Annotated in this window: 23 protein-coding genes; 14 read left to right on the top strand and 9 right to left on the bottom strand. The window is 71.1% G+C overall.

Translation table 11 applies throughout. The annotated features are described in order from the left end of the window. The first annotated feature begins 3 nt into the window (after positions 1–3). Positions 4–1,632, top strand: coding sequence for an amidohydrolase (locus Apa02nite_RS00130; protein WP_203823246.1), 1,629 nt, complete (start codon positions 4–6; stop codon positions 1,630–1,632). Positions 1,633–1,647: 15 nt separating this feature from the next. On the opposite strand, the gene Apa02nite_RS00135 is transcribed toward Apa02nite_RS00130, so the two are convergent. Together Apa02nite_RS00135 and Apa02nite_RS00140 are read right to left on the bottom strand one after the other, a co-directional pair. After that, positions 1,648–2,463 carry an alpha/beta hydrolase gene (locus Apa02nite_RS00135; RefSeq protein ID WP_203823247.1) on the bottom strand — a complete coding sequence of 272 codons (816 nt, stop codon included), beginning with the start codon at positions 2,461–2,463 and terminating at the stop codon, positions 1,648–1,650. Positions 2,464–2,549: 86 nt separating this feature from the next. Continuing rightward, positions 2,550–3,812, bottom strand: a complete 1,263-nt coding sequence (locus tag Apa02nite_RS00140; RefSeq protein WP_203823248.1) for an amidohydrolase family protein — start codon at positions 3,810–3,812, stop codon at positions 2,550–2,552. A gap of 203 nt (positions 3,813–4,015) precedes the next feature. On the opposite strand from Apa02nite_RS00140, the gene Apa02nite_RS00145 reads away from it, so the two are divergent. From Apa02nite_RS00145 to Apa02nite_RS00155, 3 genes are all read left to right on the top strand, one after another. After that, positions 4,016–5,317 carry an MFS transporter gene (locus tag Apa02nite_RS00145; protein WP_203823249.1) on the top strand — a complete coding sequence of 434 codons (1,302 nt, stop codon included), beginning with the start codon at positions 4,016–4,018 and terminating at the stop codon, positions 5,315–5,317. Between the two features lie 43 nt (positions 5,318–5,360). Further along, positions 5,361–5,741: a hypothetical protein gene (locus Apa02nite_RS00150; protein WP_203823250.1), complete on the top strand. Its 381-nt coding sequence runs from the start codon at positions 5,361–5,363 to the stop codon at positions 5,739–5,741. Between the two features lie 69 nt (positions 5,742–5,810). Then, positions 5,811–6,155, top strand: coding sequence for a hypothetical protein (locus Apa02nite_RS00155; RefSeq protein WP_203823251.1), 345 nt, complete (start codon positions 5,811–5,813; stop codon positions 6,153–6,155). 677 nt (positions 6,156–6,832) lie between these two features. Here the strand turns inward: Apa02nite_RS00155 and Apa02nite_RS00160 are convergent. After that, on the bottom strand, positions 6,833–7,618 hold the full coding sequence (locus Apa02nite_RS00160; RefSeq protein WP_067698302.1) for an SDR family NAD(P)-dependent oxidoreductase: 786 nt from the start codon (positions 7,616–7,618) through the stop codon (positions 6,833–6,835). A 23-nt stretch (positions 7,619–7,641) separates the two neighbouring features. Then, the gene (locus Apa02nite_RS00165) at positions 7,642–8,403 is read right to left on the bottom strand and encodes an SDR family NAD(P)-dependent oxidoreductase (RefSeq protein WP_067698299.1); all 762 of its coding nucleotides are present in this window, start codon (positions 8,401–8,403) and stop codon (positions 7,642–7,644) included. A 122-nt stretch (positions 8,404–8,525) separates the two neighbouring features. Here Apa02nite_RS00165 and Apa02nite_RS00170 point away from each other — a divergent pair, with 122 nt between their 5' ends. The 4 genes from Apa02nite_RS00170 to Apa02nite_RS00185 all read left to right on the top strand — a co-directional run bounded on the left by Apa02nite_RS00170 (position 8,526) and on the right by Apa02nite_RS00185 (position 11,760). Then, positions 8,526–9,326 carry an IclR family transcriptional regulator gene (locus Apa02nite_RS00170; protein WP_067698297.1) on the top strand — a complete coding sequence of 267 codons (801 nt, stop codon included), beginning with the start codon at positions 8,526–8,528 and terminating at the stop codon, positions 9,324–9,326. Beyond that, complete coding sequence (locus Apa02nite_RS00175) at positions 9,323–9,979, top strand: carboxymuconolactone decarboxylase family protein (protein ID WP_239164002.1); 657 nt, start codon at positions 9,323–9,325, stop codon at positions 9,977–9,979. Before Apa02nite_RS00170 ends, Apa02nite_RS00175 begins: the two co-directional genes overlap by 4 nt. Before the next feature lie 64 nt (positions 9,980–10,043). Continuing rightward, a complete protein-coding gene (locus Apa02nite_RS00180; protein ID WP_067698295.1) occupies positions 10,044–10,919 on the top strand; it encodes a fumarylacetoacetate hydrolase family protein in 876 nt (291 codons plus the stop codon). 7 nt (positions 10,920–10,926) lie between these two features. Continuing rightward, positions 10,927–11,760 (top strand): fumarylacetoacetate hydrolase family protein, encoded by an 834-nt coding sequence (locus Apa02nite_RS00185; protein ID WP_203823252.1) that lies wholly within the window; start codon positions 10,927–10,929, stop codon positions 11,758–11,760. A 115-nt stretch (positions 11,761–11,875) separates the two neighbouring features. Here the strand turns inward: Apa02nite_RS00185 and Apa02nite_RS00190 are convergent, their stop codons facing one another. Next, a complete protein-coding gene (locus tag Apa02nite_RS00190) occupies positions 11,876–12,514 on the bottom strand; it encodes a hypothetical protein (protein WP_232344509.1) in 639 nt (212 codons plus the stop codon). Between the two features lie 238 nt (positions 12,515–12,752). Here Apa02nite_RS00190 and Apa02nite_RS00195 point away from each other — a divergent pair, with 238 nt between their 5' ends. The 6 genes from Apa02nite_RS00195 to Apa02nite_RS00220 all read left to right on the top strand — a co-directional run bounded on the left by Apa02nite_RS00195 (position 12,753) and on the right by Apa02nite_RS00220 (position 18,778). Next, positions 12,753–13,451, top strand: a complete 699-nt coding sequence (locus Apa02nite_RS00195) for a laminin G domain-containing protein (RefSeq protein WP_203823253.1) — start codon at positions 12,753–12,755, stop codon at positions 13,449–13,451. Positions 13,452–13,522: 71 nt separating this feature from the next. After that, on the top strand, positions 13,523–14,791 hold the full coding sequence (locus Apa02nite_RS00200) for an extracellular solute-binding protein (protein ID WP_203823254.1): 1,269 nt from the start codon (positions 13,523–13,525) through the stop codon (positions 14,789–14,791). Continuing rightward, a complete protein-coding gene (locus tag Apa02nite_RS00205; protein ID WP_203823255.1) occupies positions 14,788–15,654 on the top strand; it encodes a carbohydrate ABC transporter permease in 867 nt (288 codons plus the stop codon). The genes Apa02nite_RS00200 and Apa02nite_RS00205 overlap by 4 nt, the downstream gene beginning before the upstream one ends. Continuing rightward, positions 15,651–16,469, top strand: coding sequence for a carbohydrate ABC transporter permease (locus Apa02nite_RS00210; protein ID WP_067698284.1), 819 nt, complete (start codon positions 15,651–15,653; stop codon positions 16,467–16,469). The genes Apa02nite_RS00205 and Apa02nite_RS00210 overlap by 4 nt, the downstream gene beginning before the upstream one ends. A gap of 47 nt (positions 16,470–16,516) precedes the next feature. Further along, positions 16,517–18,400, top strand: a complete 1,884-nt coding sequence (locus tag Apa02nite_RS00215) for a hypothetical protein (RefSeq protein ID WP_203823256.1) — start codon at positions 16,517–16,519, stop codon at positions 18,398–18,400. A gap of 51 nt (positions 18,401–18,451) precedes the next feature. Then, positions 18,452–18,778 carry a hypothetical protein gene (locus tag Apa02nite_RS00220; protein ID WP_203823257.1) on the top strand — a complete coding sequence of 109 codons (327 nt, stop codon included), beginning with the start codon at positions 18,452–18,454 and terminating at the stop codon, positions 18,776–18,778. A gap of 48 nt (positions 18,779–18,826) precedes the next feature. Here Apa02nite_RS00220 and araA read toward each other — a convergent pair whose 3' ends face one another. From araA to Apa02nite_RS00240, 4 genes are read right to left on the bottom strand one after another with little or no spacing between them, the layout of a single operon-like run. Beyond that, complete coding sequence (araA, locus tag Apa02nite_RS00225) at positions 18,827–20,308, bottom strand: L-arabinose isomerase (RefSeq protein WP_203823258.1); 1,482 nt, start codon at positions 20,306–20,308, stop codon at positions 18,827–18,829. Then, a complete protein-coding gene (gene yjfF, locus Apa02nite_RS00230) occupies positions 20,305–21,321 on the bottom strand; it encodes a galactofuranose ABC transporter, permease protein YjfF (RefSeq protein ID WP_157441692.1) in 1,017 nt (338 codons plus the stop codon). The genes araA and yjfF overlap by 4 nt, the downstream gene beginning before the upstream one ends. After that, positions 21,318–22,340, bottom strand: coding sequence for an ABC transporter permease (locus Apa02nite_RS00235; RefSeq protein WP_203823259.1), 1,023 nt, complete (start codon positions 22,338–22,340; stop codon positions 21,318–21,320). The genes yjfF and Apa02nite_RS00235 overlap by 4 nt, the downstream gene beginning before the upstream one ends. After that, positions 22,337–23,884: a sugar ABC transporter ATP-binding protein gene (locus tag Apa02nite_RS00240; RefSeq protein ID WP_067698268.1), complete on the bottom strand. Its 1,548-nt coding sequence runs from the start codon at positions 23,882–23,884 to the stop codon at positions 22,337–22,339. The genes Apa02nite_RS00235 and Apa02nite_RS00240 overlap by 4 nt, the downstream gene beginning before the upstream one ends. Between the last annotated feature and the right edge of the window lie 45 nt (positions 23,885–23,929).

Here is a 23,929-nt window from a genome sequence, read left to right on the forward strand (position 1 = left end):
CGCATGGTCGCCGATCTGCTGTTCACCAACGGTCCGGTGTTCACCGCTGACCCGCTGCGCGGGCCCGCCACCACGGTGGCGGTCCGCGACGGGCGGATCATCGCGGCCGGCGCCGACGACGTCCGCGAGCTGGCCGGGCCGCGCACCGAGACGATCGACCTGGCCGGCCGGCTGCTGCTGCCCGGCTTCCAGGACGCGCACGTGCACGCCGTGATGGGCGGCGTCGAGCTGAACGAGTGCGACCTGACCGGCACCACCGACCTCGAGGAATACCTGCGGAGGGTCCGCGCCTACGCCGATGCCCACCCCGGCCTGGAGTGGATCAGCGGCGGCGGCTGGGCCATGGAGGTCTTCCCCGGCGGGGTGCCCGGGCGCGAGCTGCTCGACCGGGTCGTCCCCGACCGCCCGGTCTATCTGATCAACCGCGACCACCACGGCGCCTGGGTCAACTCCCGGGCCCTGGAGATCGCCGGCATCGACGCCGGCTCCCCCGACCCGGCAGACGGCCGGATCGACCGCCGGCCCGACGGCACCCCGGCCGGCGGGCTGCAGGAGGGCGCCATGCAGCTGGTGGCGAAACTGCTGCCCGAGGTCACGCCCGCCGACCGGCTGGCCGGGCTGCTGCGCGCGCAGACCCTGCTGCACTCGATGGGCGTCACCGCCTGGCAGGACGCCATGCTCTGCGCGACGAACGGCTATCCGGACGTCTCCGACGCCTATCTCGAGGCCGCCACCACCGGCCGGCTGACCGCGAGCGTGATCGGCGCCCTGTGGTGGGACCGCGACCGCGGCGCGGAGCAGATCCCCGACCTGCTCGCCAGGCGTTCGCGTTATTCCGTGGGGCGGCTGCGCAGCGACAGCGTGAAACTGATGCTGGACGGTGTCGCGGAGAATTTCACCGCCGCGATGACACAGCCCTACCGCGACTCCTGCGGCTGCGCGACCGCCAACGCCGGGCTGTCCTTCATCGAGCCGGCCGCGCTGCGCGAGCACGTCACCGCGCTGGACGCGCACGGGTTCCAGACGCACTTCCACGCGCTCGGCGACCGGGCGGTCCGCGAGGCGCTGGACGCGGTCGCGGCGGCGCGCGCCCGCAACGGTTTCCGCGACACCCGCCCGCACCTCGCCCACCTGCAGGTGGTGCATCCGGCCGACGTGCCGCGGTTCCGGGCCCTGGGGGCGACCGCGACGCTGCAGGCATACTGGGCGTCCCACGAGCCGCAGATGGACGACTTGACCATCCCGTTCCTGGAGCCCGAGCTGGCCCGGCGGCAATACCCGTTCGGCGACCTGTGGCGCTCCGGTACCCACCTGGCGGCCGGCAGCGACTGGCCGGTGACCACTCCCGACCCGCTGCAGGCCATCCACGTCGCGGTCAACCGGGCCCATCACGGCAGCGGCCGCGCCCCCTTCCTGCCGGAGCAGCGGCTGGACCTGGCGACGGCGCTGACCGCTTACACCGCAGGCTCCGCCTTCGTGAACCGGCTGGACGACACCGGCAGCATCCGTGCGGGGTTCCGGGCGGATCTGGTGGTGCTCGACCGGGACGTGTTCGCGGCGCCGGCGGCCGAGATCGGCGACGCGGCGGTGGCCATGACGTTTGTCGACGGGAGGGTGGTCCACTCGATCTGACCGGCTCCTTCCCTGTCAGGGCACCGGCCTCAGGAGGAATTGGGCGGAGCGGTGGGTGATCGCGCGGGTGGTGGGTTCGTCGAGTTCGGGGAACATGTGGCCGGCGCCGGGGATCAGGTCGACGGTGGCTTCCGCTCCGGCGGCGAGCAGGCGTTCGGCCAGGCGGTGGCTCTGCTGGGCGGGGACTGCCACGTCCGCGTCGCCGTGCAGGAACAGGAACGGGGGTGCGGCCGGTGAGACGTGATGGACCGGGCCGGCCGCGGTGACCAGGTCCGGCAGGTCGTCCAGCGAACCGCCGAGCAGAGCGCCCTCGCGGGACTGCGGGCCACGGTCGGGGCGGCCGCCCGCGTCGGCGATGTCCTTGGCCAGGGCGTCCAGGTCGGTGACCGGATACCAGCAGACCGCGGCGGCGGGACGGTGGCGCGGGCGCCGGTCGGCGGCACGGGTCAGCGCGGCGAGGGCGGCCAGGTGGCCACCGGCGGAGACGCCCCAGATCACCGTGCGGTCGCAGGTGATCCCGTAGTCGTCACGGTGAGCGGCCAGGAAGTCCAGCGCGGCGCCGACGTCATCGGCCTGGGCCGGGAACGTGACCTCGCCGCTCAGCCGGTAGTCGACGCTGGCGATCGCCAGGCCCAGCCCGGCGACGTGCTCGAAGAAGCCCGGCCGCCAGTTCTTGACGTTGCCCGGACCCTCGGCGCGGGTGCCGGCCCGCCAGCCGCCCCCGTGCAGATAGACGCAGAGCGCCACCGGCCGCGCAGGCACGTAGAGGTCGAGAGCGAGGGGCCGGAACCCCGGCCACGTCGCGAAGACCACCTCCCGGTAGGCGGTCACCGCCGGTCCGCCGCGCTCCCCGGCAGCCGGGTCCGCTCGCCCGGCTGAGGCCTCCGGCGGCTCGCCCGCCTGCTCCTTGCCCGGGTTCACGCGGCGACCGGGGCCTTGTGGAACGTGCCGTTCTGCATGATGGCGAGCAGGTTGTCCTTGTCCTGCAGCAGGCGCAGGTCCTCGGCCGGGTTGCCGCGGACCACCAGGACGTCGGCGAGCCAGCCGGGGCGCAGCATGCCCAGGTCACCGAAGTCGACGAGTTCGCCACCGAGCTTGGTCGCCGCGACAAGCATCTCCAGCGGGGTGTAGCCCAGCACGTCGACGAAGAGCTGCAGGTCACGGGCGTTGCGCCCGATCGGGTTGTTCGGGAAGCCGTAGTCGCCGCCGGGAAGCGCCCGGATGCCCCGCTTGCGGATCTCCGGGTAGATCCGGGCCATGCCCTCGAGGGCGTCGACCGAACCCATCTTCTCGGCCACCTCGCGGGTGATGCCGAACTCCTCGCCCTCGTGCACGTTGGCATAGATGATGCCGGGCGCGGGCGAGACGAACACCGTGTCCTTCACCGACTCGAGCAGGTCCAGGGCCTCCTCGTCGGCGTAGGTGCAGTGGTAGATGGAACGGAACCCGGACCGGACCGCGATCTTCACGGACTCGGCGGACTGGGCGTGACAGTTCAGCCAGACGCCGGACTCGCGGGCCTGCTCACCGGCGGCGAGCGCTTCCTCGGCGGTGTACTGGGTGATCTGCGAACCGCCGGGCACGAACACGTCGTCGTTGCTGAGCAGGAACTTCACGCTGTCGTAGCCCTGTGCGGCCATGTCGCGCACCCAGCGCCGGCACGCGTCCGGGCCTTGCCAGTCCGGTTCGACGTGGCCGTCCGGTCGTACCGGATGGTTGTCCCGCTCCATGCTCGCCGCGCGCATGCGCGGACCTGGCACCGCGCCTGCCTTGATCTTGTCGCGGAGGATGATCTCGACCGGCATCGGCAGGATCGACCCGGCCGAGTACACCGAGGTGAAGCCGTGGTCGAGCAGGATCTTCGCGTTGCGCTCGGCGCGCGCCAGCTCGGACGGCAGGCCCTCGATGTGGTGGAAGAAGCTGACGTCCAGCGGCGGGTTGAACGACGGGTCGATGTGGCCGACCGCGGACGGGAACGTCAGGTGACAGTGCGACTCGATCATGCCGGGCATCACCGTGCAGCCGGTCGCGTCGATGACCTGATCGGTGCTCTCGTGCTCGGACCGCCAGCCGGAGCGAACCTCGGTCACCCGGTCGCCCTCGACGACCACCTCACCTGGAGCCGGGGCGGATCCCGAACCGTCGAAGACCAGACCGTTGGTGAAAACCGTGCGCGCCATCTCCAGCCACTTTCACTAGGTGAGAATCACTTTCCAGTGCGTGTTACCCGAGTGTTTCTCGCTCCCTCCCGGGTGTCAACCGTCACAAGATCTTCGAGTCGCTGGTCCCGGATCTGTGGACACGGAGCGCCGCTCGGCTTAATGTCGCGGCCATCACATTGAAACTCGCTTTCGCCTAGTGAAAGTGCCGCTGGGAGGCCCCCATGTCCGACATGCCGTCTGCTCCGGTCATCCCGCCATTTCGGCCGGCGCCGGGCCCGCTTGAGGACGCGCTGCACCCGGATGCGCCGCCGAGCCGTCTGCTCGTGCCGGCCCTGGTCCTGGCCGCCTTCGGGCTCTACTTCGCGAGCCTGACCCCGCAGATCGTCACGCTCGCGGTGCGGGTCACCGAGATCGCCCCGGACCGCAAGACCGTCGCCCTCTCCACGGTGATCCTGGTCGGCGCGCTGATGTCGATCGGCTCGCTGCCGCTCTTCGGGGCGCTCAGCGACCGGACCCGGTCCCGCTGGGGCCGGCGCCGCCCGTGGCTGGTCGGCGGCGCCGCGACCGCGCTGCTCGGCCTGATCGTCGCCGGCAGCGTCCCGACGATCGCCGGCGTCGCCACCGGCTGGGCCCTCGGCTCGCTCGGCGCCAGCGCGGCGTTCGCCGGTTTCCTCCCGCTGATCCCCGAGTTCGTCCCGGACCGGCTGCGCGCCCGGCTCTCCGGCCTGATCGGATTCGTCGTCGCGCTCTCCGTGCTCAGCGGCGTGCTGCTCGGCGCCCAGCTGGTCCACCAGCAGCTGCTGATGCTCGCCCTGCCCGGCGTCGTCGCGCTGGCCGCGGCCCTGCTGCTGGCCCGGGTGATCCGCGCCGTCGACCGCCCGGCCACCGGCGACTTCCCGCCGTTCGGGCTCCGCGAGTTCTTCGGCAGCTACTGGCTGCGCACCGGCGGCGACCGGGACTTCGCCTGGAACTGGACGAGCCGCTTCCTGGTCGGCCTGGCCTACGTCGGCGTGCAGACCTACGCCACGTTCCACCTGACCGACACGGTCGGGATGAGCATCGACGACGCCACCGCCAAGTACGCGACGTTCACCGCCGTCTCCACGCCGATCTCGGTGGTGTGCTTCCTGCTCTCCGGGTACCTCTCCGACCGCCTGGGCCGCCGCAAGGCGTTCGTCACGGTCGGCGCGATCATCCTGGCCGCCGGTCTGGTCGTCGCCGCGGTCACCCAGTCGGTGAACGGCTTCCTGGCCGCCTGGCTGATCCTGAGCGTCGGCCAGGCGATCTACCTGACCGTCGACATCGCCATCGCCGCCGAGGTGGTCCCGGACCAGGCCCACGCCGGCAAGGCGATGAGCGTCTACCAGGTGGCGACCCTGCTCCCGAACGTCGGCGCCCCGATCATCGCGGTGGCGGTGCTGGCCGCCGGCGGCTCCAGCAACTACCCGGCGTTCTTCATGGTCCTCGCCGTGCTGGGCGTCCTGTCCGCGGTGACCATCCTGTTCGTCCGCCGCATCCGCTGAGCTGCTGGGCAGGGTGGCCGCCCAGCCCGCTACCTTGCTTCCCATGACGCAGCCGCTCCGGCACATCGTGGAACCCGATCCGGCCTGGGACTGGACCGAGGAGGTGGACGACGTCCTGGTGGTCGAGCTGAGCTGGCCGCCGGACGCCCTCGCCGGTCGCCTGGACGAGCTGGTCGCCAGCCCCGCCCTGGTCGCCGCCCTGACGAGCGGCGGCATCACCGGCTTCCGGACCGCCGGCGCGCGCGGGGTCTACCGCGAGGACTCGTTCGACGTGGACCCGGACACTCCCCCGCCGCCGCTGACCCGGCTCCTCGTCGGCGACGACCCGGCCGCCGACATGTCCTACGCCGCGCATACCGGCCTGTCCGTCAGTCAGCGCACCCTGGAGATCCTCCGGACCCACTGCGAACGCCTCGGAAGCTGATCACCGCTTTGTTGGCGGGCGGTCCGCACCGACGCATCATGGGCCGATGACGGAGGCGGAGGACCCCTGGTGCGGGACGGCACACCGGTATCCCGAGGCCGGCAGCGCTCCGCAGTGGTCACCCGCGGTGATCGCAGCGCGGCACTCCTGCTGAGCTCTTGGCAGCGGCAGTTCCGGCTCTCCCTGCGCGCCGGCCGGTCGACGATGCTGGCGGGCCCCGCCCCCGACCTGGTCACCGCCGCCGCCCCGGCCCGCCTGTGGCTCGGCGGCGCCCGCCCCGGCGAGGTGGCGGCACGCTGGCCGTTCCTGGGCTCGGTCGCGCTTGCCGAGGCCCGTGAACGCGGTGACCGCCGCGAGACGATGTGGCTCCACCTGTCCGAAAACCACTACGCGGACCCGCTCAGCTTGAGTTGATGTGCCGGTAGCTCCTGGGCAGGGCGGTGCGAGTCCGCACTGCCAGATCGCGTGCGGCTGCCGCCCACCCGGGGGCGGTGAACACACGCACAACCCGACCGCGGACCGCCACCGCCCCCGAACCCGGCCCACCGCGGACCCCAGCCGCCCCTTCAGCACGGAACGCGGACTTCCACCGCCCCACCCGCGCCGAACGCGGACGCCCACCGCCCCACCGGCGCCAAGCGCGGACTCCTGCCGCCCCTTCAACGCCGAACGCGGACGCCCACCGCGCCCGAACACAGCGGACGCCACTCCAAGACCGCAGGGCCCCACCGAGATCAAGATAGGACGAGCAGGTTCGGCTGGCGCTGACGGCCCTGAAGAGCGGCCTGAGACGGCCGTCAGCACCAGCCGGGCGAGCGTGACACCGGCGCGCGCTCATCGTGGTCTCGAGGCCGTTTCACCCACGATGGACGCTCGCCGAGGAAGTGGGGCGAGCACGCATGGTGGTCCCGCAGCCCTCACTCGCTGAACCGGACGGGCGAGCGCTCACGACGGTGTCGCGCGTCGCGAACGCCGAGCGGACGGCTCGAGTCAGGCGGCGCGGTCCGGCCTTGCCCGGCTGGTGCTCAGGGGTGTCTCAGCGGCGCTGAGGCACCCCTGAGCACCAGCCGGGACCTGCACCGGCACGCCTGTCAGGCGCCGATCATGTTGTAGCCGCCGTCGGCGACCATGAAGCCGCCGGTCATGTGGGCCGCGTCGTCGGTGGCCAGGAACAGGGCTGCGCCGGCCAGCTCGGCCGGGCCCGGGATGCGGCCCATCGGGGTCAGGCTGCGGAGCTTGTCGCCCCGGCCCGACTTCCAGTCGTCGCGCTTCAGGGTCGCCTCGGTCTCGATGAAGCCGGGGGCGAACACGTTCACCCGTACGGTCGGGGCGAAGGCTGCCGCGTAGGACTTCGTCAGGCCGATGATGCCGTATTTCGCGGCCGCGTACTGCGGGGCGCGGGCACTGCCCCGCACCACGACCGTCGAGCCGATGTTGACGATGTTGCCGTGGCCCTGCGCCAGCATGCGAGCCCCGAACTCGTGGACGCAGAGCAGGGTGCCCTTGATGTCCACCTCGAGGACGTGGTTGATCGACTCCTCGGTGATGTCCCGCCAGGACATCTGGTCGCGGGCCACGTCACCGACGTTGTTGATCAGGACGTCGAGGCCGTCGAAGGCGCGGAACGCCTCGTCGGCCATCCGCTTGATGTCGTCCCAGTCGGTGATGTCGCCCTGGATCAGCACGGCCTCGCCGCCGATCGCGCGGATGCGTTCCGCGGTCCGCTCGGCGCCGTCCTTGGAGCTGCGGTAGTGCACGCCGACCCGGGCGCCCTCCTGCGCGGCGCGGAAGGCGATCTCCGCGCCGAAGCCGGTACCGGCGCCGGTGACCAGCACCGACCGGCCGGGGAAACGCTGAGTGATGACGGGAGTGGTCACAGGTTCTCCTAGATGAGGAAGGGTCAGACGAGCGTGCGGCCGCCGTCGACGTAGAGGATCTGGCCGGTGACGAAGGCGGCGCGGTCGGAGGCCAGGAACGTGATCGCGTCGGCCACCTCGGCGGGACGGCCCAGCCGCCCGGCCGGGACCAGCGACTCCAGTTTCTCCCGGTTGCCGTCCTTGTCGAGGTACGCCCTGGTCAGGTTGGTCTCGATGTATCCGGGCGCGACCCCGTTCACCGTCACCCCGGACGGCGCCCACTCCCGGGCCATCACCCGGAGCAGCTGGTTGAGCCCGCCCTTGGTGGCCGCGTACGGCCCGTGATTGGCGTGCGCGAGCAGCCCGGACACCGACGAGCAGAAGACCATCCGCCCGTAGCCGGCCGACACCATCACCCGGCCGGCCGCCTGCGCCGTCCAGTACGCCGTGGACAGGTTCAGGGTCAGCACCGACTCCCAGTCGTCGTCGCCGAGATCGAGGACCGGGGTGCGCACGTTCTTCCCGACGGCGTGCAGGAACACCTCGATGCCGCCCAGGCGCTCGGCCGCGTCGAGGACCAGCGTGCGGCACGCGTCCGGCGTACGCAGGTCGACCTGGACCGTGGTGATCTCCGCGCCCGCCTCCTTGACCCGGAGCCGCACCGCCTCGAGGTGGTCCGCGTCGACGTCGGCGAGCAGCACCCGCGCGCCGGCCAGAGCGAGCGCCTGCGCACCGGCGCCGCCGAGACCGCCCGCGCCGACGACGAGGGTGGGACGCTCACGTAGTTGCAACCAGTCGGTCGTCATCTGGCCTCACCGTCTCGAGAAAGACTTGCCACTTTCACCAGGTGAAAGTAAGTTTCTCCCCGCAACGCTAATCGCGGCGAGGACATGTGTCCAGCCATGTGTGAGAGAGCAGGAGTCCCGACGTGGCGGCGAGGAAAGACACCGACAAGCCCGAGTACCGGGTCGAGGCCCTGGCCAAGGGACTGCGGATCCTTTCGCTCTTCAGCGAGCAGCGCCCCACCTGGCGCATCAGCGACATCGCGCCCGCGGTCGGCATGCCGCTGCCCACGGTCTACCGGGTGGTGATGACCCTGACCGCCGAGGGATACCTCGACCACCTGCCGAACGGCGACTACCGCCCCGGCGTCAAGGTGCTCACCCTGGGCACCGCCGCGCTGCGCAGCCTGGACCTGGTCGAGCTGGCCACGCCACGGCTGCAGCAGCTCGCCACGGCCACCGGCGAGACCGTCAACCTGGCCGTGCTCACCGGCGACCGGGTGCTCTACCTGGTCCGGCTGCGCAACTCCGACCTGGTCACAGCGAACATCCAGGTCGGCTCGACGCTGCCGGCGGTGCACACCTCGATCGGCAAGCTGCTGCTGTCCCACCTCGACGAGGACGACCTGACGTCCCGGGTCGGCGAGGCGTCGTTCGCCCGCCAGCACGGCCCGAACGCCAAGGTGAGCCTGGACGAGCTGCGCGACGAGCTGGGCAAGATCCGCGCGGACGGGTGGGCGATGCAGGACGAGGAGCTGGCCTACGGGCTGCGGTCGGTGGCGGCGCCGGTCCGCAACGCGCAGGGGGCGGTGGTGGCCGGGGCGAACCTGGCGGTGCAGTCGCGCGACTGGTCGACGCAGCGGATCGTGCGCGAGCTGAAGCCGCTGATCCACGAGGCGTGCCACGACATCTCCGCGCTGCTGGGGCATCGGGAGGCTGCCGCGTGAGCGCTCGCGAGCCGGCAGGCGAGCGCGAGCCGGCAGGCGGGAGCGGGAGCGAGAGCCGGCTGGCGAAGTTGCTGCCGGGCGAGCTGACTGCGGAGCAGCGCGCGGTCTATGACGCGATCGCCGGGGGGCCGCGGGCTGCCGGGTCGGCGTTTCCGCTGGTGGACGCGGAGGGCGGGCTCGAAGGGCCGTTCAACGCGATGTTGCTGCAGCCCGGGGTGGGCGGCGCGCTGCAGGAGCTCGGCAGCGCGGTGCGGTACCGCACCGGGTTGACCACCCGGGCCAGGGAGATCGCGATTCTCACGGTCGCCCGTGTCTGGCGCAGCGATTTTGAGAGGTACGCCCATGAAGCCGTCGCCCGCGCCGCCGGATTCTCCGAGGCCGAGCTGAGCGCGCTCCGCACCGGTGACGTGGCGGCCTTCCCCGACCCGGACGATCGGCTGATCCTCGACGTCTGTACGGCCCTGGCGGAGCGCCGTGACCTGACGGACGAGGAGTTCACCGCCGCGCGCGACGGTCTCGGGCTGCCGGCGCTGTTCGAGCTGACCACGCTGGCCGGGTACTACGCGACGCTCGCCCTGCAACTGCGCGTGTTCCGGGTCGCGGCGCCGGAGTCCCTTGACAGTGCCGCCGCCACGACGGAGGATTTTTCCTGAACGAAACAAACTTTCACCCAGTGAGAATCAGTGCTGGAATCGACGGCAGGAAAATGGGGCGAGCATGCGACTGGTGACATTCGACGAGGGACGGGTCGGCCGGATCGAGGGCGACGAGGTCGTCGAGCTGGCGGCCGGCTCGACCCGGGAGTTCTTCGAGCGCGGCGGCCAGGTCGGTGAGACCGGCGAGACGCTCCCCCTGGCCAGCGTGCGGCTGCGCGCGCCGATCCAGCCGAAGAAGTTCTTCCACACCGCCGGCAACTTCGCGGTGCACCACGAGGAGCTGCAGAAGGTCAACTGGTCGCACCCGGTGCACAAGGGGATCGTGTTCTTCCAGAACGTCGACGCGATCATCGGCCCGGAGGACGACATCGTCTACCCGGAGGGCCTGACCAAGGAGCTCGACTACGAGCTGGAGCTGGCCGTGGTGATCGGCAAGTCCGGCCGCTGGTTCGGCCCGGAGGAGGCCGGTGACTACATCGCCGGGTTCACCGTGTTCAACGACATCACCGCGCGCGACATCCAGCGGCGCGAGATGCAGTCCGGCGTCTTCTCGTTCTCCAAGGGCATCGACACGTTCTGCCCGATCGGCCCGTGGATCGTCACCGCCGACGAGATCGCCGACCCGCACGACCTGGGCATGGAGCTGCGGGTCAACGGGCAGGTGCGGCAGTCCGGCAACACCTCCGACCTGGTGCTGAAGCTGCAGCACCTGATCGCGTTCCACTCGCCGCAGGGCTACTCGGCCGGTGACATCATCACCACCGGGACGATCTCCGGGGTGGCGGCCGTGCAGCCGGACCCGTTCGCCTTCTACCTCAAGCCCGGTGACGTGGTGGAGGCCGAGATCGAGGGCGTCGGCCTGCTGCGCAACACCGTGGTCCCGTGGAAGGCCGCGCACGACACCGAGCCGTACGCCGGCTCGCTCTACTCGGACTGAGGCGCGGATGCGATTCGGAACCCTCGCGGACCGGCTGGTGCTGATCGACGGCGACCGGGCCCTGGACGTCGAAAAACACAGCGACGGCCGGTTCCCGGCGGACGTGAACGCGGCACTGGCCCGGTTCGGCGAGCTGACCGCGTGGGCGGCCGGCGCGGACTGGTCCGGGGCGACGCCGTTCACCCCGGAGCAGCTGGGCGCGCCGTCGCCACGGCCGCGGCAGGTGTTCGCGGTGGCGCTGAACTACCGGCCGCACGCCGCCGAGGCCGGGTACACGGCACCGGACGAGCCGCTGCTGTTCACCAAGTTCCCGTCCTGCGTGACCGGGCCGATCACCGAGGTGACCCTGCCGCCCGGCAAGCCGGACTGGGAGATCGAGGTGGTCGCGGTGATCGGCGCCGGTGGGCACCGGATCCCCCGCGAGCGGGGCTGGGCCGCGGTGGCCGGGCTGACCGTGGGCCAGGACCTGTCCGAGCGGGCGGTGCAGTTGCAGGGCCGGCCGGCGCAGTTCTCGCTGGGCAAGTCGTTCCCCGGGTTCGGGCCGACCGGGCCGGTGGCGGTCACCACGGACGAGTTCGCCGACCGGGACGACCTCGCCTTCGAGTGCTGGCTCGGCGACGAGCGGGTGCAGCACGGCCGGACCAGCGAGATGATCTTCGCGGTGGACGACCTGGTGGCCCGGATCTCGGCGGTGTGCCCGCTGCTGCCCGGTGACCTGATCTTCACGGGGACCCCGGCCGGGGTGGGCAACCGGCGGGAGCCGCCGCGCTATCTGCAGCCGGGTGAGGTGCTGGTCAGCCGGGTGGACGGGATCGGGGAGATCCGCCAGCGGTTCGTCTGAGCGCGCCTCATGGGCTTGGCGCATAACCACGGGCGTGCAGCTCTAGTTCGTACCCAATGAGCGAAACGGCCCGGACCTGAAGCGGTCCGGGCCGTTTTTCGCGGACCTCGAGGGGTCAGCGGTCCTCGTCGGAATCGACGATCTCGGCGTCCTCGACCGCGTGGTGGCCGTGGCGGGAGGCCGACTCGAGCTCCTCGGCGACCGGCTCCTCGTCGATCACCTCGGCGCTGACCTGCGGCGCGTCGGCCCAGAGCGCCCGCAGCTGGCCCTGCATGAACTGGGTGAGGCGACCGCGGTACTCCCGGTCGAAGTTCTCCAGGGCCTCGATCTGCTGCTGCAACGCCTCGCGCTTGGCGCCCAGGCTGCCGACCACGTCGTCATACCGCTGCTGGGCCTGGTGCTTCAGCTGGTCGGCGCCGTGCATCGCGTCGGCGCCGATGGTCTCGGCGCGCTGCCGGGCGTCCGTGACGATCTTGTCGGCGGCCCGGCGGGCCTCCTCCGCGCGGGACTGCGCCTCGCGGGCCGTCTGCTCGGCGCCGGCCCGCGCCTCGCTGAGCACCCGGTCGGCCTCCTGGCGCACGTTGTTGGCGTGGGCCTGGGCGTCACGGGCGATCTGCTCGGCCGCGGCCAGCGCATCCGTGCGGATCTTGTCCGCGTGGTGCTGGGCGCTGGCGACGTGCTCCTCCGCGGTGCGCTGGGCGAGGGCCAGCACCTGGAGGGCCTGGTTCGGCAGGCCGGGGTTGGGTGCGATCAACTTGTGCTCCGAAGTCTCACCGTCAGTCCCATTGAGCAGCACTTCGACACGATCCTTATCTGATTGCCGTGGTCGCCGAGGGGTGTCGACCATGATCGGCGGGACTTTACCAAGCTGAACGGGCAGTTAGCGAGGGTCCGAAAGAGCACTCCGGAGGAGATTTCCGCAGTTGGCGATAAAGGGCTGTTTATGCCCATTAGTCTCTTAAGATCTTGTCCCTCATCCCCCGAGGACCACTATGCGACGCCTGGTCACCCTGCTGGTCACGACCACCCTGCTGACCGGTACGCCGATGGCCGCTCATGCCGCCGGCGACGGCATGGTCGCCTACTGGGCGATGAACGAGTCACCCGGCGCGAACTGGATGTCCGACAGCAGCGGCAACGGCCTGGACGGGCAGATCGGCGGCGAGGTCGGCCTGGGCGTGGCGACCGCCGGCGCCACCGGATACCGGTTCGACCGGCTGGAGCCGGACACCCCGCCCAGCCACCCCGGCCACCTGGTCGTGGTTCCGGACGACTCGGCGCTGGACCCCGGCGACCGGGACTACGCGGTGACCCTCCGGCTGCGCACCACCGGCCACTTCGGCAACATCGTCCAGAAGGGCCAGTCCACCACCGAGGGCGGCAACTTCAAGCTGCAGATCCCGAACGGGCGGGTGGAGTGCTCGTTCCGCGGCGACCGCGGGGTGCTCGAGGCGATCGCGCCGTACGCGATCAACGACGGGGACTGGCACGTGGTCACGTGCGTCCGGGTCAGCACCGGGGTGGCTCTGGCGATCGACGGGCAGCGGGTGGCCGGGCGGCAGGGGTGGACCGGGACGATCAGCAACAACTGGCCGCTGACCATCGGCGGCAAGCTCGACTGCGACCAGCGCACGGTGGGCTGCGACTACTACGCGGGCGACCTCGACTACGTGAGCGTCGAAACCGCTTGACCCGATGATGTTGATCGATGCGATTAACGGCGTAACCTGCGGCTGAAGGCTCTCTCTTCAAAGGAGAAGTGATGAAGCCACTGCCGATCGCCCTTGTGCTGCTCCTCGCCGTCGCCGGATGTGGCGGCGGGAACGACGCCTCGAACCCGGAGGCCGCCACCGCCCGCGGCCCGATCAGCCTGTGGTACTCGAACAACGCGCAAGAGGTCGCCTGGGGCAAGCAGGTGGTCCAGGCGTGGAACGCCGCGCACCCGGACGAGGTGGTGACCGCGCAGGAGATCCCGGCCGGGCAGACCTCCGAGGCGGTCATCTCGGCCAGCATCACGGCCGGCAACGCGCCGTGCCTGATCTACAACACGTCCCCGGCCGCCGTGCCGAACTTCCAGGCGCAGGGCGGCCTGGTGCCGCTCGACGACTTCGCCGACGGCGCGAGTTACGTGGCCGCGCGCTCCGGTGCGGCCGCCGCCCAGTACACGTCGCCGGACGGCAAGTTCTACCAGCTCCCGTGGAAATCGAACCCGGTGATGCTGTTCTACAACAAGAAGGCGTTCGCGAAGGCCGGGATCAGCACCACCGCTCCCCCGCTCGGCACGTACACCGAGTTCCTGGCCACCGCGGAGAAGCTGGTGAGCGGCGGCGCGGCGAAATACGCGATCTTCCCGTCGCCGTCGAGCCAGTTCTTCCAGTCGTGGTTCGACTTCTACCCGATGTACGCGGCGCAGAGCGGCGGCCAGCAGCTCGTCGTCGACGGCAAGGCCACCTTCGACTCCGACCCGGGCCGCGCGGTCGCCGGGCTCTGGCAGCAGTTGTACGCCAAGAACCTGGCCGGCAAGGAGGCGTACACCGGTGACGCGTTCGCCGACGGCACCGCGGCGATGGCCAGCGCCGGCCCATGGGCGATCGCGGCCTATCAGGACAAGGTCGACTGGGGGGTCACCTCGGTGCCCACGCAGAGCGGCTCGGCCGAGGACCAGGCCACGTTCAGCGACGCCAAGAACGTCGCGCTCTACACGGCCTGCGCCAACCGCGGCACGGCCTGGGACTTCCTCAAGTTCTCCACCAGCGCCGAACAGGACGGCAAGCTGCTGGAGATGACCGGGCAGATGCCGCTGCGGCAGGACCTGGCCGGGGCGTACCCGGCGTACTTCGCGAAGAACCCCCGGTACGCAGTGTTCGCGGCGAAGGCGGCGCACGTGGTCGAGGTGCCGAACGTGAAGGGCTCGGTCGAGGTGTGGCAGACGTTCCGGGACGCCTGGTCCACCTCGGTGATCTTCGGCAAACAGGATCCGGCCACGGCCCTGACGGACGCCGCCAACAAGATCAACGACCTCGTCGAATGAGGCGCCAGCCGATCGGCATGCTGTTCAGCGCGCCGTACGCGGTGTTCGTCGCGGCGGTCTTCGCCTACCCGCTCGGCCTGGCCGTGTGGATCTCCTTCCACGAGTACATCTTCACCGCGCCCGGGGTGAGCGTGCCCCGGCCGTTCGTCGGCCTGGACAACTACTCCGCGGTGCTCACCGACCCGGCCGTCCGCCGCTCCTTCGTCAACATCGGCATCTTCCTGATCATCAACGTGCCGCTGACCGTGGCGCTGTCGCTGCTGCTGGCCACCGCCCTCAACAGCGCGGTCCGGGGCCGGACGTTCTTCCGGACCAGCTTCTACCTCCCGTACGTGGCGGCCAGCGTCGCCGTGGTCGGTGTGTGGCTGTTCCTCTTCGGCTCCGGCGGCCTGGTCAACCAGGTGCTCGGCAGCGCCGCGCCGGACCCGTCCTGGCTGATCAACGAGAACTGGGCGATGCCGTCGATCGCCCTGTTCGTCACGTGGAAACAGCTCGGCTTCTTCATCCTGCTCTACCTGGCCGCGCTGCAGAACGTGCCGAAGGAGCTCTACGAGTCGGCGGCGGTGGACGGCGCGAACCGCTGGCGCAGCTTCCGGGCCGTCACCGTTCCCGGCGTACGACCGGCCACCACCCTGGTCACCCTGCTGGCGATCATCACGGGGGCGAACCTGTTCACCGAGCCGTACCTGCTGACCAACGGTGGCGGGCCGAGCGGGCGGTCGGCGTCCCCGGTGCTGCTGATGTACCAGCGCGGCATCGAGCAGGGCCACCCGGACGTGGCCGCCGCGATCGGCGTGCTGCTGGTGGCCGGCGTCCTGATCGTCGCCGGGGCGCAGCAACTGCTGGAGAGGAGGCAGCGATGAGGTGGCGTCCGGTCGCACTCACGCTCGGCGCGATCATCTTCCTGTTCCCGTTCTACTACATGGTCGTCGGCTCGCTGCAGGCCCGGCCGGACTCCTCACCGGCCGGCGCGCTGCCGCGGCCGGGCAACCTGAGCCTGAACAACTACCGCGAGATCGACGCCGCGGTGAACCTGGGCCGGTCACTGCTCAACTCGATCGTCTTCACCGGCGGCGTGGTGCTCGGCACCCTGGTCTTCGGGGTGCTCGCCGGGTACGCGCTCGCCCGGCTGCGCTACCCCGGCCGGGGCACCCTGTTCGCCGCGATGCTGCTGCTCCAGGTGATCCCGTTCCAGCTGCTGGTGATCCCGCTGTACGTGCAGATCGTGCGCGGGTACGGGCTCGCCGACACGTACCTCGGGATGATCCTGCCGTTCGCGATCAACTCGGTGGCGGTGTTCGTGTTCCGGCAGTTCTTCCTGCAACTGCCGGGTGAGCTGTTCGAGGCGGCCCGGATCGACGGGGCGGGCGAACTGCGGGTGCTGTGGTCGGTCGCGCTGCCGCTGGTCCGGCCGGCGCTGCTGACCGCGACGCTGCTGACCTTCATCGGGCCGTGGAACGAGTTCCTGTGGCCGTTCCTGGTCACCAAGCAGGCCGGGATGCAGCCCCTCGCGGTGGCGCTGGCCAACTACATGAGCACGGTGGCCTCGGCGGCCACCAATCCCTACGGAGCGATCCTGGCCGGGGCGTGCTTCCTGGCCGCGCCGGCCGTGCTGCTGTTCATCGTGTTCCAGCGGCACTTCGTCTCGTCCGATCTCGGCTCGGGGGTGAAAGGATGATCGGCTTTTTCGCGGCAGCTTTGCTCTTGCTGGCCGGCCCTGTTCCCATGACAACGTCTTTGACCAATGTGGATCACCTGGACTTCCTCTCCGCCACGGTGGCGCCGCCCGCGCAGGCCGGGCACACCACCTACCGGCTCGACCGGGAGCCGTCGGTCGGGGTGGTCTGGGTCTACGCCGACGACCTGCCCGGGGGCGGATACCGGCGGGTCGGTGGCGGGGCCTACGACGCGGCCACCGGCACGTACGGGCAGGGCGCCTACGACGCCGACGACATCAGCCGGGCCGCCGTGGTCTACCTGCGGCACTGGCGGCAGTTCGGTGACCGGCACAGCCGTGAGCAGGCCTACCAGCAGCTGCGCGGGCTGACCTACCTGCAGACGGTGTCCGGGCCGCACGCCGGGAACGTGGTGCTGTGGATGCAGCCGGACGGGACGCTGAACCCGAGTCCGGTGCCGGTGGAGACGCCGGACCCGTCCGACTCCGGGCCGTCGTACTGGCTGGCCCGCACGATCTGGGCGCTCGGTGAGGGTTATGCCGCGTTCCGCGGCGCCGACCCCGGGTTCGCCGGGTTCCTGCGGTCGCGCCTCGACCTGGCCGTCGCCGCTCTCGACCGTCAGGTCCTTGTCCGGTACGGCGAACACCAGATCGTCGACGGTGCCCGGGTGCCGGCCTGGCTGATCGTCGACGGGGCGGACGCCAGCTCCGAGGCGATCCTCGGGCTGACCGCCTATGTCCGCGCCGGTGGGCCGCCCGCCGCCCGGACCGCGCTCGCCCGGCTGGCCGCCGGCGTCGCCGAGATGGGCGGCGGGCCCGGCTCCTCGGTGCTGCCGTGGGCGCTCTCCCGCTCGGTCTGGCACGCCTGGGGTGCGCAGATGCCGTCCGCGCTGGCCGAGGCGGCGACGGCCCTGCACGACGACCGGCTGCTGCGCCCGGCGGTGGCCGACGCGGGCACGTTCACGCCGGGCCTGCTCACCGCGACCGGGCCGATCAACGGCCTGCTGCCCGCGCCGGTGGACCGCTCCCAGATCGCGTACGGGGCGGACGCCCGGGTGCAGAGCCTGCTGTCGGTGTCCCGCGCCACCGGGTCGGACGGGTTCCGGCAGCTCGCCGGGGTGGCGGCCGGCTGGTTCCTCGGTCAGAACCCGGCCGGCGCCCGGATGTACGACCCGGCCACCGGCGCCACCAGCGACGGGGTGAACGGCGACGGCACGGTCAACCGGAACTCCGGCGCGGAGTCGACCATCCACGGGCTGCTCACCATGCTGGCCCTGGACGCGGACCGGAATCTGGCCGCGCTCGCCCGGGCGGCCGGCCCGGTGGTCAGCCGGGACGGCTCCCGCGCCGTCGAGGCGGAGTCCGGCCAGCTCAGCGGGCCGGTCACGGTCGTGACGCCACCCTCGGCGTGGACCGGGGAGTCGCAGTGGAGCGGCGGCGCCCACCTGCGGGTCGAGGCGGCCGGGCGGGTGACCTGGACGGTGCCCGCCGCCGGGCAGCCCCGGCGGGTGGACGCGGTGCTCAACCGGGTGCCCGGGCCCGGCGGCGTGACCGCTTTCGACATGCTCGGGCGGGTGAGCTCCGGCGGGGGCGGGGCGCAGGGGGTGTCGGCCGCGCCCGGCGCGCTGCTGCCGGTACGGGTTCCCGGCACGGTGGCGGCCGGCACCGGGTCGATCACCGCGACCGGGGTGCGCGGCACCAGCGACCTCGACGTGCTGCTGCTGACCCCGCTGGTGTCCAGCCTGGTCACCGACCGGGCGGTGCTGCTGTCCAGCGTGGCCGGCACGACCCGGCACCTGACCATCGACGTGCCGGGGGACGGTGCCGCGGTGGCCCGCGCCTACGACGCGCACGGCCGCCCGGCCGGGGTCACCGGCGGGCGGGGCGCGTTCCCGGTCGAGGTGCCCGCCGGCGGCTTCGTGGTGGCTGCCTAGTCCCGGTCGCTGCTGCCCGATCTGTTCGCCGGGGCGAGTCACCTGCTGGTGGTGTCGCTGTTCCTGGGCTCCGTGGCCGGCGCCGTGCTCGCCGTGCTGCCCGGCCTGGCCGGCGACTTCCCGATGGTGTTCATCGCCGTGCTGACCGGCGCGTTCTCGCTCGTCGCGTGGCGCACCCGGATCGTGCCGCGCTGGGTGAGCGTGCTCGGCGCGGTGGTCGCCGCCGCGGCCGCCCTCGGCACCGCCGGGGTCACCCTGAACTCCGGCGTCCTGTACGGCTTCTGGTTCGGCGGCCTGTACGGCTGGGTGCTGTGGATCCCGATCACCGGCATCGTCCTGGCGGTACGCACCCGCCGCGCGGCCGCTGTCGTGCACTGACCCGGACGGCCCACCCCCGGCGCCCGGGTGGCGGGCCGTCCGCAACGATCAGCGGAAGCCGCGGGCCAGCCGGTGGTACGCCTGGTTCCAGCGCACCTCCTTGGTGAACCCGCGGGTCGTGGTGTCCGCGTCGATCACCAGCAGCTCGGTGCCCACCATGTCGGCCAGGTCGGCCAGTTCCTCCGTGCCGACCGCCGACGACAGCACGGTGTGGTGCGGGCCGCCCGCGGTCAGCCAGCACTCGGCGGACGTGGCGAGCGACGGGGCCGGCTTCCAGACCGCCCGGGCGACCGGCAGCTTCGGCAGCGGCTCGGTCGGCGCGACCACCTCGATCTCGTTGGCGACCAGGCGGAACCGCTCCCCCAGGTCGGCCAGGCCGAGAACGATCGCCTTGCCGGGGGTCGCGTCGAAGACCAGGCGGACCGGGTCCTCCCGGCCGCCGATGCCGAGCGGATGGATCTCCAGCTTCGGGGTGCCGGACGCGATCGACGGGCAGACCTCCAGCATGTGCGCGCCGAGGATGACCTCGTTGCCGGGGGTCAGGTCGTACGTGTAGTCCTCCATGAAGGAGGTCGCGCCGCCGGGGACCATCGCCTTGAGCGTGTGCACCAGCACCGAGGTCTTCCAGTCGCCCTCGCCGCCGAAGCCGTACCCGTCGGCCATCAGCCGCTGCACGGCCAGGCCGGGCAGCTGGCGCAGCCCGCCCAGGTCCTCGAAGTTGCTCGTGAACGCCCCGAAGCCGCCCTCGGTGAGGAACTGCCGCAGGCCCAGCTCGATCCGCGCCCCGTAGCGCAGTGATTCCCTGCGCTCGGTTTTCAACGGATCCGATACTTCGTAGATGTCGTGATATTCGTTGACGAGCTTGTCGATGTCCTCGTCGGCCACCTGGTCGACGACCGCGACCAGGTCGTTCACGCCGTACGTGTTGACCGAGACGCCGAACCGCAGCTGCGCCTCGACCTTGTCCCCCTCGGTCACCGCGACGTCGCGCATGTTGTCGCCGAACCGGGCCAGCTTGAGGGTGCGCATCGCGGAGTACCCGCGGGCGGCCCGCACCCAGGTCGCGATCCGGGCGACCACGGCCGGGTTGCTGACGTGCCCGGCCACCGTCTTGCGCGGCACGCCGAGCCGGGTCTCGATGAACCCGAACTCCCGGTCGCCGTGCGCGGCCTGGTTGAGATTCATGAAGTCCATGTCGATCTCGGACCAGGGCAGCGCCACGTTGTGCTGGGTGTGCAGGTGCAGCAGCGGGGCGCGCAGCGCGTCCAGCCCGGCGATCCACATCTTGGCCGGGGAGAACGTGTGCATCCAGGTGATCACACCGAGCACGCCCGGCGTCGCGGAGGCCCGGCGGCAGATCTCCAGGATCTGCTCCGCGCTGGTCAGCACCGGCTGCCAGACCACCTCCGCGTCGAGTTGCTCCTGCAGCTGGCCGGCGATCTCCCGGGACTGCGAGGCGACCTGCTCCAGGGTCTCCGGGCCGTAGAGCCCCTGGCTACCGGTCAGGAACCAGACTTCTCCGGTGCTCATCGTGCCCTCCGTGTGACAAGTCGCTGCATGACGATGAAACCGAAGAGCAGGACGCCGACGATGATCCGGGTCCATGCCGAGTTCAGGTCACCCTGGAAGTTGATGATGGTCTGGATCAGACCCGTGACCAGTACGCCGAGCAGGGTGCCGAGGACGTACCCGGAGCCACCGGTCAGCAGCACCCCGCCGATCACACACGCGGCGATGGCGTCCAGCTCCGAGCCGGTGCCCTGCAGCGCCCAGCCGGACGTGGAGTTGATGCTGAACAGCACGCCGCCGAGCGCCGCGCAGAACCCGCTGAGCGTGTAGACCGCGATCCGGGTACGGCCGACCGGCAGGCCCATCAGCAACGCCGAGTCGGCGCTGCCACCGATCGCGTAGACGTTGCGGCCGAACCGGGTCCAGGCCAGCACCGCCGCGGCGATCAGCACCGCGGCCAGGGCCACCAGGGCGATCGGGGTGGTCTTCACCCCGTCGGCCAGCGGGATGCGCATGTCGGAGAGCGTCCGCCAGAGCTCGTCGCGGATCGGGATCGACGACTGGTTGATGAACAGCGCCAGGCCCCGGGCCAGGAACAGCCCGGCCAGGGTGGCGATGAACGGCTCCACCTTGAAGAAGTGGATCACCGCGCCCATCCCGGCACCGAGCAGCGCGCCGAGCAGCAGCACCAGCGGCAGCACCACCAGCGGCGGCCAGCCGCCCTTGAGCAGCGTCGCGGTCAGCGTGGTGGTCAGCGAGATGACCGCACCGACCGACAGGTCGATACCGCCGGTGAGGATCACGAACGTCATCCCCACCGCGATCACCAGCAGGACCGCGTTGTCGCGGAACAGGTTGACGACGACGCTCGCCTGGCCGAAGTTGCTGTAGTTCGCCACCCCGCTGAAGTACATGACCAGCAGCAGCGAGAGGGTCGCCAGGATCGGGATGTACTTGGCGTTCGGCTTGTAGACCCGGCGGCGCGGGTTGACCGCCGGATCCTTCGAGACCGCCTGTGGACTCATGATCGTCATGCGGGCACCTCCGCCGGGGCGACGGGGTTACGAGCCTTGAAACGCCCGAACACCTTCTCGCGGAACGTCGTGGACTGGGACAGGCAGAGCACGACCACGATGACCGCCTTGAACAGCAGCGTGGCCTTGGCCGGCACGCCGACGGCGACGACCGTGACGGACAGCGTCTGGATCAGCAGCGCGCCGATCACCGTGCCGGCGATCGAGAACCGGCCCCCGATCAGGGCGGTGCCGCCGATCACCACGGCCAGGATGGCGTCCAGCTCGATCAGGTTGCCGGCCGAGATGCTGTCCGCGCTCTTGATGTTCGCGCTGTAGATCAGGCCGGCCAGCCCGGCGAACGCGCCGGACACCACGTAGACCATCACGGTGATCCGCTTCGCCCGGATGCCGGCCAGCCGGCTGGCGCTCGGGCTGCCGCCGACCGACTCGAGCAGCAGACCCAGCGCGGTACGCCGGGTCAGCACCACGGTCAGCGCCACCGCGGCCATGGCGATCAGGAACGCCACCGGCAGGGTGAGGAAGAACCCGGTGGCCAGCGTCGCGTACGGGCTGGACTGCACGTTGATGATCTGGCCGTCGGTGATCAGCTGGGCGATGCCGCGACCGGCCACCATCAGGATCAGCGTCGCGATGATCGGCTGGATGCCGACCACCGCGACCAGGGCCCCGTTCCAGACGCCGAGCAGCGCCGAGACGCCGACCGCGACCGCCACGATCAGCAGCACCGAGCCGACCGCGTTCTGGTCGCCGAGGTCCCGGATCAGCAGGCAGGCCACCGCGCCGGAGATCGCCATCACCGAGCCGACCGAGAGGTCGATGCCGCCGGTCGCGATCACCAGGGTCATGCCGAGGGCGACCAGGACCAGCGGCGAGCTGCCCCGCAGGATGTCGATCAGGGTGCCGAACAGGTGCCCGTCGTGGACGGTGAGGAACTGGTTGGACGTGAACACGTTGACGGCCAGCAGCGCCACCAGGATGGCGGTGGGCCAGAACAGCCGGTTCTTGAGAATGGTCATGAGGTAGCTCCGCTGGCGGTCTGGCCACTGGCGATGGTCTGCATGATGCGGTCGGCGTCGACCCCGGCGGTGTTCTCCAGCTCCTCGACCAGACGGCGGTCCCGGAGCACCGCGATCTTGTGGCTGAGCCGGAGCACCTCCTCCAGCTCGGCGCTGACGAACAGCACGGCCATGCCACCGTCGGAGAGCTCGGCGACCAGCTTCTGGATCTCCGCCTTGGCGCCGACGTCGATGCCCCGGGTCGGCTCATCGATGATCAGCAGCCGCGGTTCGGTGATCAGCCAGCGGGCCAGCAGCACTTTCTGCTGGTTGCCGCCGCTGAGGTTGCGGACCGGGCGCTCCGGGTCGGCGGGCCGGATCTGCAGCGCCTTGATGTACTTGTCGACCAGCTCGTCCTGCTTGCGGCGCGGGATCGGCCGGGTCCAGCCGCGCGAGGCCTGCAACGCCAGGATGATGTTCTCCCGCACGCTGAGGTCACCGATGATGCCCTCGGTGCGGCGGTTCTCCGAGGAGAAGGCGATCCCCCGCTTCATCGCCACCTGCGGATCGCGCAGCGCGACCGGCTTGCCGTCGATGCTCAGCTCGCCGGTGTCGGCCTTGTCCGCGCCGAAGAGCAGCCGGGCCAGTTCGGTACGGCCGGAGCCGAGCAGCCCGGCCAGGCCGACCACCTCGCCGGCGTGGATGGTCAGGTCGAACGGGGCGATCGCGCCCGTCCGGCCGACACCCTTGGCCTCCAGGATCGGTTCGGCGGCGGCCGACTTCGTCCGGGACCGCTGGGCCTTGTCCTCCAGGCCCTCCAGCGTCGCCAGCTCCTTGCCGATCATCTTCTCGACGAGCTGCACCTGGGGCAGGTCCGCGACGGTGAACTCACCGATCAGCTGGCCGTTGCGCAGCACCGTCAGCCGGTCGGAGATCTCGTAGATCTGGTCCAGGAAGTGCGAGACGAACAGGATCGCCACCCCGTCGCCCTTGAGCCGGCGCATCACCTCGAAGAGCCGGGCCACCTCGGAGGCGTCCAGGCTGGAGGTCGGTTCGTCGAGGATCAGCACCCGCGCCTCGATGTCGATCGCGCGCGCGATCGCCACCATCTGCTGGATCGCCAGCGAGTAGGTGCTCAGCGGCGCCGTCACGTCGAGGTCCAGGTCGAGACGCTGGAGCAGCTCGGCGGACCGCTTGCGCATCCGGCCCCACTGGATCTTGCCGAGGCGCCGCGGCTCCCTGCCGATGAAGATGTTCTCCGCCACCGAGAGGTTGGTGCAGAGATTGACCTCCTGGTAGACGGTGCTGATCCCGGCCTTCTGCGCGGCCAGCGGCCCGCTGATCCGCACCGGCGCGCCGCTCAGCGTGATGTCACCGCCGTCGATCTCGTAGACGCCGGTGAGCACCTTGATCAGGGTGGACTTGCCGGCGCCGTTCTCGCCCATCAGGGCGTGCACCTCGCCGGGGAACAAACGGAAGTCGACGCCGTCCAGGGCGACGACGCCGGGAAAGACCTTGCGGATGCCGGCCATCTCGAGGACCGGTTTTGTGGTGGGTTCGCCCATCGTGCACTCCGTTCCGCGGCGTGCGGACCACCCCGGAGCCCGGGG

It is taken from the genome of Actinoplanes palleronii, assembly GCF_016862315.1.
Lineage (GTDB): Bacteria > Actinomycetota > Actinomycetes > Mycobacteriales > Micromonosporaceae > Actinoplanes > Actinoplanes palleronii.